The sequence below is a fragment of the Microbacterium sp. NPDC097977 genome (assembly GCF_040302605.1).
Lineage (GTDB): Bacteria > Actinomycetota > Actinomycetes > Actinomycetales > Microbacteriaceae > Microbacterium.
This window is the reverse complement of record NZ_JBEOUR010000089.1, coordinates 1-10,958: the sequence shown is the minus strand read 5'-3', so window position 1 is coordinate 10,958 and position 10,958 is coordinate 1. Positions and strand designations below refer to the sequence as shown.

The following is a 10,958-nucleotide window of genomic DNA, read 5'->3' as shown; positions in this document are numbered from 1 at the left end:
GCGGAGTGATCTCTCCCGTCACGAGCGGACGGTTCTCGGTGCGGTGCATGTGCGCGTCGATGTCGCGGTCGAGGTACATGTTGAACGCCGCGGCGGATCCGGCGCTCAGGGAGCCGCCGATCACCGTGGCGATCACGAGCCACATGTCGGGGAGCCCGCCCTGGGCGAGGAACATCACCGGAACGGTGGACACCAGCAGCAGTTCGAGGACGCGCGGTTTGGTGAGGGCGACGTAGGCCTTCACGGTACGACCGATGGACTTCTTCACAACGGTCTGATCAGACATCGTCGAGATCTCGATCCCCTCCTCCACACGCGTCACGACAGCTTTTCCAGTCTAGGGCACGCGCGCGATGAGACCGCCCAGGGCTCCGGCACACGCACCCTGTGGACAACCGCCCCGCCGTGCTCCGCGATCTGGATACCGTATGCGGGTGCATCGCCGACCACTCAACCCGTTCCTCGCTCTCGTCATCGTCTTCTCGGTCGCCGGTTGCGCCCCGCCTGCCCCCGCCCCTTCCACGACCACGATGTTCACCAACGAGGACGAGGCGTTCACCGCAGCGGAAGAGACGTACCGCGGTTACATCGCCGCCTTCAACGCCGTCGACCTCTCGAAACCTGAAACCTTCGAGCCGGTCTTCGCCTTCACGACCGCGAGCTATTCCGCGAATGAGCGGAAACAGCTGTCGGAGATGCACGCCGAAGGCTATATCCGTGGCGGAGACATCGCCATTGTGCTCTTCGATCCTCTAACCGCGACCGACGAAACCGTGACAGCCAGAGCGTGCACCGATGCCAGCCGGACGACGTTCACTGACGCAGACGGGGTCTCCCTGGTGCCTCCAGACCGTCCGGATCGAGTTCTCGTCGAACTGACTTTCACCCTCAACGCTGACGCAGTGCTTCTGGACACGGCCGAGGTGGTGACGGACGAATCATGCGCATCATCGGAGTGATCACCGTGCTCGCCGTGACCGGGTCGCTACCGCTGCCCGCGTCCCCAGTCGGAGTCGCCAAGACATGTACCGCGTCGGAGCAGTCGACATTCGGGTGCGTCTCAAGCGGAACCGCAGTCACTGTCACCGAACGACGTCAGACGCCCGGCGAGGACGCCGAACCTCAGATCGATCGAACTGGATCCGCCGGACCGGAGCATCCGGTAGAGACGACCGTTCCCTATGTGTGTGTCTTCGACACTGTGATGCTGCCGCACTGCATCGTGGTCGGAGCAGACCCGACAGCAGTGGAAACCGAAGGTATGCCACCCCTGACCGTCTCCGACCTCGCAGGGTTCGAGCCCGCACCTGTCCGGGTCGCAGCCGAACCCGACAACGTCGGCGTCGCCGGCCTGCCGACCAACTTCCTCCCCGCCGCCGGGGTGCACACCCGCACGGGAGAGCTCTTCGGCGCTCCGGTGAGCGTGCGTTTCACGCCGGTGGGATACGACTACGAATACGGCGACGGCTCGTTCGCCACGCTCACGACGTCCGGGCGGAGCTGGCGTGAGCTCGGTCAGGCGCAGTTCACCGAGACGCCCACGAGCCATGTGTACTCGCAGCGCGGCACGTACACCGCCGAGGTCGACACCCGGTACACCGCGGAGGTCGACCTCGGCACCGGATGGCTGGACGTGATCGGAGTCCTCACCAGCGAAGGCGATCCGCAGGAGATCACCGTGTACGAGGCGCGGACAGCGCTCGTGGCGAGCACCTGCAGCGAGAATCCGGCCGCGCCCGGATGCTGAGGAACCGTGTTCCACCGATCGTGATCCGCAGTTCCGGACTCGCCGAGATCAGGCGTCATCACATGGAATTCCTGAGCCGGCGACGCGTTGTAAGAAGGGGTAACGGGTCACACCACGGCGCTATGCTGAAATGACTCGCGCGACCGGCGCACATCACACACCCCTCATCAGAGTTGCGGTCTGCGATAGTGCTCTCCGGTCGCTCTCGAACAGTTGCAGAAGGGCTTCACAGTGTCGGAATTGCAGTGGGATGAGATCGACAGGCGCGCGGTGGACACCGCGCGCCTGCTGGCAGCGGATGCCGTCGAGAAGGTCGGGAACGGCCACCCCGGTACCGCGATGAGCCTGGCTCCGGCCGCGTATCTCCTCTACCAGCGTGTGCTGCGCCACGATCCGACCGACACCGACTGGCTCGGCCGTGACCGCTTCATCCTCTCGGTCGGACACTCGTCGCTCACGCAGTACGTGCAGCTCTACCTCGGCGGCTTCGGCCTCGAGCTCGACGACCTCAAGGCGCTGCGCACCTGGGGATCGCTGACCCCCGGACACCCCGAGTACGGTCACACCAAGGGTGTCGAGATCACCACGGGTCCGCTCGGCCAGGGTCTCGCCTCCGCCGTCGGATTCGCGTACGCCGCCCGCTACGAGCGCGGCCTGTTCGACCCCGAAGCGCAGCCGGGCACGAGCCCGTTCGACCACTTCGTCTACGTCATCGCGGGTGACGGCGACCTCCAGGAGGGCGTGACGAGCGAGGCCTCTTCCCTCGCGGGCCACCAGGAGCTCGGCAACCTCATCGCGATCTACGACTCCAACCAGATCTCGATCGAGGACGACACCAACGTCGCCTTCACCGAAGACGTGGCCAAGCGCTACGAGGCGTACGGCTGGCAGGTGCAGATCGTCGACTGGAAGAAGACCGGCGAATACGTCGAGGACGTCGCGGAGCTCAACGCAGCGATCGAGACCGCCAAGGGCGAGACCTCGAAGCCGTCCCTCATCATCCTCCGCACGATCATCGGATGGCCGTCGCCCGGAAAGCAGAACTCCGGCAAGATCCATGGCTCCGCCCTCGGTGGCGACGAGCTGGCCGCGACGAAGAAGGTTCTCGGGTTCGACCCTGAGGAGCACTTCGTCGTCGCCGACGACGTTCTCGCACGCACCCGCGGACTGGCGGACCGCGCCGCCGAGGCACGCGCCGCCTGGCAGACCTCGTTCGACGCATGGGCCGCCGCGAACCCCGAGCGCAAGGCGCTCCTCGACCGCCTCGAGGCGAAGGAGCTCCCCGCGGACATCGCCTCGGCGCTCCCGGTGTTCGAGAGCGGCAAGGACGTCTCGACGCGAGCGGCGTCGGGCCAGGTCATCAACGCACTCGCCGCCGAGCTCCCCGAGCTCTGGGGCGGTTCGGCCGATCTCGCCGAGTCCAACCTCACGACGATCAAGGATGCGAAGTCCTTCATCCCGGCCGAGTGGTCGACCCATGAATGGTCGGGCGACCCCTACGGCCGCGTGCTGCACTTCGGCATCCGCGAGCACGCCATGGGCGCGATCGTGAACGGCATCGTGCTGCACGGTCCGACACGGGCCTTCGGCGGCACCTTCCTCATCTTCAGCGACTACATGCGCCCGCCGGTGCGTCTCGCCGCCCTGATGAACGTCCCGAGCATCTTCGTCTGGACGCACGACTCCGTCGCCCTGGGCGAGGACGGCCCGACCCACCAGCCGGTCGAGCAGATCGCGACGCTCCGCGCCATCCCGAACTTCACCCTGGTGCGCCCCGCCGACGCCAACGAGACCTCGGCCGCCTGGCTCGAGATCCTGCGCCGCCACGAGGGCCCGGCAGGCATCGCCCTGACCCGTCAGAACATCCCGGTGTTCGAGCGCGGCCAGAGCGACGCGTCCGGTGACGTGTTCGCGTCCACCGACGGTGTCGCCAAGGGCGCGTACGTGCTCGCCGAGGCTCCGAACGGCACGCCCGACGTGATCATCATCGCGACCGGCTCCGAGGTGCAGCTCGCCGTCGACGCCCGCGCGGCCCTGGCGGACGAGGGCATCAACGTGCGCGTCGTCTCCGCTCCCTCGCTGGAGTGGTTCGACGAGCAGGACGAGGCGTACCGCGAGTCGGTCCTGCCGAAGGCCGTCACCGCCCGCGTCTCGGTCGAGGCGGGTTCCGTCCTCAGCTGGCGCGGCATCGTGGGCGACCGCGGCCGCTCGGTCGGCATCGACCACTTCGGCGCCTCCGCCGACTACAAGACCCTGTTCGAGAAGTTCGGCATCACCACCGAGGCCGTCATCGCGGCCGCACGCGAGACCATCAAGGAGAACGCATGAGCACCCCCACCGCAGACCTCGCCGCAGCCGGTGTCAGCATCTGGCTCGACGACCTGTCCCGCACCCGCATCTCCTCCGGCAACCTCGCCGAGCTGATCGAGACCCGCAACGTCGTCGGCGTCACCACAAACCCGACGATCTTCGCGAACGCGATCACCGACAAGAACAACACGTCGTACGACGCGCAGGTCGCCGAGCTCGCCGCCTCCGGCGCGACCGCCGAAGAGGCCGTCTTCGCCGCGACCACGCAGGACGTCGCGGCAGCGCTCGACGTCTTCCGCCCCGTGTGGGAGAGGTCCGGTCACGTCGACGGCCGCGTGTCCATCGAGGTCTCCCCCGACCTCGCACACGACACCGAGGGCACCGTGGCTTCCGCCAAGGAGCTGTGGGCCAAGGTCGACCGCCCGAACCTGCTCGTCAAGATCCCCGCGACGAAGGCCGGCCTCCCGGCCATCACCGAAGCCATCGCGTCCGGCATCAGCGTCAACGTCACGCTGATCTTCAGCCTGGAGCGCTACGCCGAGGTCATCGATGCGTACCTCACCGGTCTCGAGCGTGCGCACAGCGCCGACTTCGACCTGTCGAGCATCCACTCGGTCGCGTCGTTCTTCGTGTCGCGTGTCGACACCGAGACCGACAAGCGTCTGTCCGCGATCGGCACCGACGAGGCCGAGGCTCTGAAGAGCAAGGCCGGGCTCGCGAACGCCCGTCTCGCCTACGAGCTCTTCGAGCAGAAGTTCGCGGAGAAGCGCGCTCAGGACCTCGTCAAGCTCGGCGCCAACGCGCAGCGTCCGCTCTGGGCATCGACCGGCGTCAAGGACCCGGCTCTGCCCGACACCCTCTACGTCACCGAGCTCGTCGCGAAGGACGTCGTCAACACGATGCCCGAGAAGACGCTCGAGGCGACCTTCGACCACGGTGTCGTCACGGGCGACACCATCACGGGTGGCTACGAGGAGGCTCGCGAGGTCTTCGCCGGCCTGGCCGCGCTCGGAATCGACTTCACCGATGTCACCCAGGTCCTGGAGGACGAAGGCGTCGCGAAGTTCATCGACTCGTGGCACGATCTGCTGACGCAGGTGGCCGAGGGCCTCGAGGCCCAGCGATGACTTTCGCGATCCACGCCTCCGGGGCGGCTCGGGTCGCGATCGATGACACGGTGCCCGCACTGGTCCACGACCTGATCGCGTCGCGCGTCACCGGCGCGGACTCCGCCCTCTGGGGTCCCGCCGCAGAGTCCGAGGCATCGATCCGGCTCGGCTGGGTCGAGGCTGTGTCGGTGTCTCGCCCCCTCGTCGCCGAGATCGAGGCGCTGCGCGCCGATCTGCGCGCGAAGGGTGTGACGCGAGTCGTGCTCGCCGGGATGGGCGGATCCTCGCTCGCCCCCGAAGTGATCGCCCAGACCGCCGGGGTACCGCTGACGATCCTCGATTCGACCGCTCCCGGCCAGGTGCTGGCGGCGCTCGACGAGGGTCTGGAATCGACCGTCCTCGTCGTCTCCTCGAAGTCCGGCTCCACCGTCGAAACGGATTCGCAGCGTCGGACCTTCGAAGCGGCCTTCCGCGACGTGGGCATCGACCCCGTCGATCGGATCGTCGTGGTCACCGACCCCGGCTCCCCGCTCGACGGCTCGGCCAGGGATGCGGGATACCGCGTCTTCAGCGCCGACCCGAACGTCGGAGGGCGCTACTCTGCCCTCACCGCGTTCGGACTGGTCCCGGCGGGTCTCGCCGGTGCCGACATCGACGAGCTCCTGAACGAGGCCGAGGCCTCGCTGCTCGAAGTCGCGGTCGATTCGGCCGACAACCCCGCTCTCCGTCTCGCGGCGGCCATCGCCGCGACGACTCCCCGACGCGACAAGCTCGGCCTGATCACCGACGGCACGCACATCAAGGGGCTGCCGGACTGGATCGAACAGCTGATCGCCGAATCCACCGGCAAGGACGGCACCGGCATCCTGCCCGTGGTGCTGCTTCCCGTGTCACCCGAGCTGGATGCGAAGCCTGCCGACCTGCAGGTCGTCCGTCTGGTCGACGACGCGAACGAGTTCCACCTCCGCGAGCGACACGAGGGAGAGATCCTCGTCAGCGGCTCGCTCGGCGCTCAGATCATCGTGTGGGAGTACGCCACCGCGATCGCCGGCTATCTGCTCGGCATCAATCCGTTCGACCAGCCCGACGTCGAGTCGGCCAAGGTCGCCGCTCGCGGACTGCTCGACGCGCGCCCCGCGCCGACCGAGCCCTCGTTCGTCGAGAACGGCGTCGAGGTCCGCGTCTCCGACCCCGCACTCGCGGTCTCCGGAACCGTCGAGGGTGTGCTCGACGCACTCTGGGCACGGCTCGCCGATGACGGATACGTCTCCATCCAGGCCTACGTCAACCGTCTCGACGTGCCGCAGCTGCAGGGGCTCCGCGAACTCGTCGCCGCCGACTCCGGTCGACCGACCACGTTCGGCTGGGGTCCGCGCTTCCTGCACTCCACCGGTCAGTATCACAAGGGCGGTCCCGCACAGGGCGTGTACGTCCAGATCCTGGAGCGCACGGATGTCGATCTCGAGATCCCGGAGCGCCCGTACACGTTCGGTCAGCTCCTCGAGGCTCAGGCCGCCGGCGATGCCGGTGTCCTCGCCGAGCACGGCCGTCCGGTCGTCTCACTGACGATCACCGATACCTCGGCCGACGTCCTCACCCTCTTCGAAGCAGCTCAGAAGTAACAGCCAGGAGAACCTCCCACCGATGTCTGTTCCCATCTCGCGCGGGCACAACCCGCTGCGTGACCCCGATGATCGCCGCCTCAACCGGATCGCGGGGCCCAGCGCTCTCGTGATCTTCGGCGTCACCGGAGACCTGTCACGCAAGAAGCTCATGCCCGCGGTCTACGACCTCGCCAACCGCGGACTCCTGCCGCCCGGATTCGCCCTCGTCGGGTTCGCCCGTCGCGACTGGGAGGACCAGGACTTCGCGCAGGTCGTCTACGACGCCGTCAAAGAGCACGCGCGCACGCCGTTCCGTGAGGAGACGTGGGCTCAGCTGCTCCAGGGAATTCGGTTCGTGTCCGGCGAGTTCGACAACCCCGATTCGTTCCGCAAGCTCCGCGAGACGGTCGATCAGCTCGATGTCGAACGCGGCACGATGGGCAACCACGCGTTCTACCTGTCGATCCCGCCGAAGTCGTTCGCCGTCGTCGCGCAGCAGCTCAAGGACTCGGGTCTCGTCGGTGCGAACGACGATGACGACGAGCGCTGGCGTCGTGTCGTCATCGAGAAGCCGTTCGGGCATGATCTCGAATCCGCGCGCGAGCTGAACGCCGCCCTCGAGGTCGCGTTCTCCCCGGATTCGATCTTCCGCATCGACCACTACCTCGGCAAGGAGACCGTCCAGAACATCCTGGCGCTCCGCTTCGCCAATGAGCTCTACGAGCCGATCTGGAACCGCAACTACGTCGACCACGTGCAGATCACGATGGCCGAGGACATCGGCGTCGGCGGACGCGCGGGGTATTACGACGGAGTCGGAGCCGCGCGCGACGTCATCCAGAACCACCTTCTGCAGCTTCTCGCGCTCACCGCGATGGAAGAGCCGATCAGCCTCTCCGCGGAGCACCTTCGCGCCGAGAAGGAGAAGGTGCTCGCCGCGGTGCATGTTCCTGACGATCTCTCGCTCGCGACCGCTCGCGGACAGTACGCCGGCGGATGGCAGGGCGGCGAGCAGGTCACCGGCTTCCTCGACGAAGACGGCATGAACCCCGAGTCGGCCACCGAGACCTACGCGGCCATCAAGCTCGAGATCGACACCCGGCGCTGGTCGGGCGTCCCGTTCTACCTGCGCACGGGCAAGCGTCTCGGCCGCCGAGTCACCGAGGTCGCCGTGGTGTTCAAGAAGGCGCCCGAGCACCTCTTCGGACGCTCGAATACGGCGGAGCTGGGGCAGAACGCCCTTGTCATCCGCGTGCAGCCCGACGAGGGCGTCACGATCCGTTTCGGCTCCAAGGTGCCCGGCAACGGCACCAACGTGCGCGACGTCACGATGGACTTCGGCTACGGACACGCCTTCACCGAGGCGAGCCCCGAGGCGTACGAGCGTCTGATCCTCGACGTCCTTCTGGGCGATCCGCCCCTGTTCCCGCGACACGAGGAGGTCGAGCTCTCCTGGAAGATCCTCGACCCCGTGGAGGAGTTCTGGGCCGCCGAGGGCGGTCCGGTCGACCAGTACGCGCCCGGCTCCTGGGGTCCGGCATCCGCCGATGACCTTCTGGCCCGCGACGGACGAGTGTGGAGACGCCCATGATCATCGATCTTCCCGACACGACCGTGAGCCAGGTCGCCAAGCAGCTCGTCAAGGTGCGCGAAGAGGGCGGCGCGGTCGCTCTCGGCCGCGTGCTCACGCTCATCATCTCGGCCCGCAACGGCGTGGCCGAGGCGGCCATCGACGCGGCGAACGATGCGTCGCGCGAGCACCCCATGCGCGTGATCGTCGTCACCACCGGTGACGGCGACGCACACCTCGACGCCCAGATCCGCGTCGGCGGCGACGCCGGCGCCAGCGAGGTCGTGGTGCTCCACGCCTACGGTGACGCGGCGAGCAACGAGGAGAGCCTGGTCACCGGGCTGCTGCTGCCCGACGCTCCCGTCGTCGCCTGGTGGCCGGAGGAAGCACCGGCCGCTCCCTCGGAATCCCCGCTGGGCAGGATCGCACAGCGACGCATCACGGATGCCGCGACCGCCCCCGACGTCCGCGATCGGCTCGCGCTCCTCGGGGAGACGCACGCCCCCGGTGACACCGACCTCGCCTGGACGCGTCTGACGTACTGGCGTGAGCAGCTGGCCGCCGTGCTCGACCAGCCCCCGTACGAAGAGGTCACGGCTGTCGAGGTCCGAGGCGGTTCCGCCTCTCCGTCGACAGCTCTGCTCGCGGCGTGGCTGCAGATGGCGCTCGACGTCCCGGTCACCTGGTCGTACGAGGATCCGGAGCACTGGCAGGAGGGCATCAAGGGTGTGCGTCTGCACCGCGAGTCGGGCGACATCCTGCTCGAGCGCCCGACGCCGGGTGCTGCCGTCCTCACCCAGCCGGATCAGCCGGACCACGACCTGCATCTCCCCCGGCGCACCCTCCGCGAGTGTCTCGCCGAGGAGCTGCGCAGGCTCGACCCCGACGTCCTGTACGGTCGAGTGATCACCGAGGGCTGGGAGAAGCTGGGCCCGCCCAAGACAGGAGAATGATGTCGACGCAGACAACGTCCGCGGAGAAGCACGTCGTGGTCGAGGCCACCCCTGAGGCTCTCGCCACGAGCGTGGCCGACAGATTCCTCACCCGGCTGCGCGCCCGCACGCGAAACGGGCGGATCGCCCATGTCGCCCTCACCGGCGGATCGATGGGCGGGGCCGTGCTGCGAGCGACCCTGCGCAACCCGAGGTCTGCACAGATCGACTGGTCTCTCGTGCACTTCTGGTGGGGAGACGAGCGCTTCGTCGCGCGCGACGACGCCGATCGCAACGCCCTCCAGTCCCGGGAGGCGCTGCTGGATCACATCGCCGTTCCCGAGGAGAACGTGCACGAGGTGGCGGCTTCCGGAGAGGGCCTGACCCTCGACGAGGCGGCTGCGGCCTACGCCGCCGAGCTCGCGAGGTTCGGTACCTCCGAGCACCCCTGGCCGTCGTTCACGGTCTGCTTCCTCGGCGTCGGTCCTGATGGTCACATCGCCTCGCTCTTCCCCGACCGCACCGAGGTCACGGTGACGGATGCGGCCGCACTCCCCGTGCGCGACTCCCCCAAGCCGCCGCCCGAGCGCGTGACTCTGACCCGCCCTGTGCTCAATGCGTCGAAGCGGGTATGGCTGGTGCTCACGGGGGCCGACAAGGCGTCGGCACTGGGCCTCGCGCTCGCAGGGGCCAGTTATACGAACGTGCCCGCAGCGGGTGCGAAAGGACGCAAGCGCACGGTGTTCTTCGTCGACGAGGCCGCGGCCTCGGAGGTGTCGCCGGACCTCATCGATCCGGCGTACTGACGCGGTCGAACGCGACGGCGCTGACGCGCTCAGGCCTCGGGGTGCTCCTCGGGGCCTTTCGCGTCGCTGCCCCGGGAGATGCCGAGGTCCTGACTGTCGCTCAGCACCTGCGGGTGGTAGCGGGCGAGCCCCACGACACCCCACACGGCGATCGCTCCTGCGACGCCGAAGATCACCAGGACCCACGGCGGAGCGGCGGAGGCCTCCCCCAGCACGACCATTCCGATGAGCACCGCGATGAGCGGATCGACGACCGTCAGGCCGGCGATCACGAGGTCGGGAGGGCCGGAGCTGTACGCGGTCTGCACGAAGTAGGCGCCCACGGCTGCCGCGGCGATCAGGGCGACCACGCAGATCACCGTGATCCACTCGAAGTTGCCGGCTTCGATCCGGTTGATCACGGCTTTCGCGAGAGTCGCGACGAAGCCGTAGAGGATACCCGCGCCGATGACGTAGAAGAGCGCGCGCATGCGGCGACGGAGGACGAGCCAGCAGGCCCCGAGCACGATGATGACGACGAGCAGGATCGCCAGGATCGTGAAGAGCTCGGTGTCGGCGATCTCCTTCTCGGTCGCGAAGATGGCGGCGAAGAAGACGAAGAGGAAGATCCCGCCCACACAGCACACGATCGCTGTGATCGACTGCCTGGTGGGTGAGTGTCCGGAGATCCGCGCGTTCAGCAGCGTGGTGATCACGAGCGCGATGGCGCCGAGCGGCTGCACGACGATCAGCGGAGCCTGCGAGAGCGCGGCGAGCTGGCACACGATGGCCAGTGCGAGCATCAACGTGCCCGCCAACCACGACGGACGGGTGAGGAGCGCCTTGATCTGGCCGGCGCTCAGACCGCTGGTGCCGTTCGCCCCGCTCAGACGCTCGACCT

General features: G+C 67.9%; 10 protein-coding genes. 8 read left to right on the top strand and 2 right to left on the bottom strand.

Annotated elements, in window-relative coordinates; all coding sequences use genetic code 11:
* A partial coding sequence (locus ABTZ43_RS15305; protein WP_350539423.1) for a UbiA family prenyltransferase occupies positions 1–286 on the bottom strand: 286 nt, incomplete at its 3' end.
* A 244-nt stretch (positions 287–530) separates the two neighbouring features.
* On the opposite strand from ABTZ43_RS15305, the gene ABTZ43_RS15300 reads away from it, so the two are divergent.
* The 8 genes from ABTZ43_RS15300 (at position 531) to pgl (ending at position 10,078) form a co-directional block, all read left to right on the top strand.
* Positions 531–959: a hypothetical protein gene (locus tag ABTZ43_RS15300; RefSeq protein ID WP_350539422.1), complete on the top strand. Its 429-nt coding sequence runs from the start codon at positions 531–533 to the stop codon at positions 957–959.
* Between the two features lie 302 nt (positions 960–1,261).
* Positions 1,262–1,747 (top strand): hypothetical protein, encoded by a 486-nt coding sequence (locus ABTZ43_RS15295; protein WP_350539421.1) that lies wholly within the window; start codon positions 1,262–1,264, stop codon positions 1,745–1,747.
* A 231-nt stretch (positions 1,748–1,978) separates the two neighbouring features.
* Positions 1,979–4,075, top strand: a complete 2,097-nt coding sequence (tkt, locus tag ABTZ43_RS15290) for a transketolase (RefSeq protein ID WP_045254673.1) — start codon at positions 1,979–1,981, stop codon at positions 4,073–4,075.
* Entirely contained in the window at positions 4,072–5,184 is a 1,113-nt protein-coding gene (tal, locus tag ABTZ43_RS15285; RefSeq protein WP_350539420.1) for a transaldolase, read from the top strand. The genes tkt and tal overlap by 4 nt, the downstream gene beginning before the upstream one ends.
* Positions 5,181–6,788 (top strand): phosphoglucose isomerase-related protein, encoded by a 1,608-nt coding sequence (locus ABTZ43_RS15280; protein WP_350539419.1) that lies wholly within the window; start codon positions 5,181–5,183, stop codon positions 6,786–6,788. Before tal ends, ABTZ43_RS15280 begins: the two co-directional genes overlap by 4 nt.
* A 22-nt stretch (positions 6,789–6,810) precedes the next feature.
* Positions 6,811–8,361, top strand: a complete 1,551-nt coding sequence (zwf, locus tag ABTZ43_RS15275) for a glucose-6-phosphate dehydrogenase (RefSeq protein ID WP_350539418.1) — start codon at positions 6,811–6,813, stop codon at positions 8,359–8,361.
* Positions 8,358–9,293, top strand: coding sequence for a glucose-6-phosphate dehydrogenase assembly protein OpcA (locus ABTZ43_RS15270; protein WP_045254575.1), 936 nt, complete (start codon positions 8,358–8,360; stop codon positions 9,291–9,293). The genes zwf and ABTZ43_RS15270 overlap by 4 nt, the downstream gene beginning before the upstream one ends.
* Positions 9,293–10,078, top strand: coding sequence for a 6-phosphogluconolactonase (gene pgl, locus ABTZ43_RS15265; protein ID WP_350539417.1), 786 nt, complete (start codon positions 9,293–9,295; stop codon positions 10,076–10,078). Before ABTZ43_RS15270 ends, pgl begins: the two co-directional genes overlap by 1 nt.
* A gap of 29 nt (positions 10,079–10,107) precedes the next feature.
* Here pgl and ABTZ43_RS15260 read toward each other — a convergent pair.
* The coding region (locus ABTZ43_RS15260) for a DMT family transporter (protein WP_350539416.1) at positions 10,108–10,958 on the bottom strand (851 nt) is incomplete at its 5' end.

Bases quoted from the DNA above. Each gene is read 5' to 3' on its own strand.
- ABTZ43_RS15300 (WP_350539422.1), top strand. From the start codon at position 531: ATGTTCACCAACGAGGACGAGGCGTTCACCGCAGCGGAAGAGACGTAC.
- ABTZ43_RS15270 (WP_045254575.1), top strand. From the start codon at position 8,358: ATGATCATCGATCTTCCCGACACGACCGTGAGCCAGGTCGCCAAGCAG.
- ABTZ43_RS15280 (WP_350539419.1), top strand. From the start codon at position 5,181: ATGACTTTCGCGATCCACGCCTCCGGGGCGGCTCGGGTCGCGATCGAT.
- tal (WP_350539420.1), top strand. From the start codon at position 4,072: ATGAGCACCCCCACCGCAGACCTCGCCGCAGCCGGTGTCAGCATCTGG.
- zwf (WP_350539418.1), top strand. From the start codon at position 6,811: ATGTCTGTTCCCATCTCGCGCGGGCACAACCCGCTGCGTGACCCCGAT.
- ABTZ43_RS15295 (WP_350539421.1), top strand. From the start codon at position 1,262: ATGCCACCCCTGACCGTCTCCGACCTCGCAGGGTTCGAGCCCGCACCT.
- pgl (WP_350539417.1), top strand. From the start codon at position 9,293: ATGTCGACGCAGACAACGTCCGCGGAGAAGCACGTCGTGGTCGAGGCC.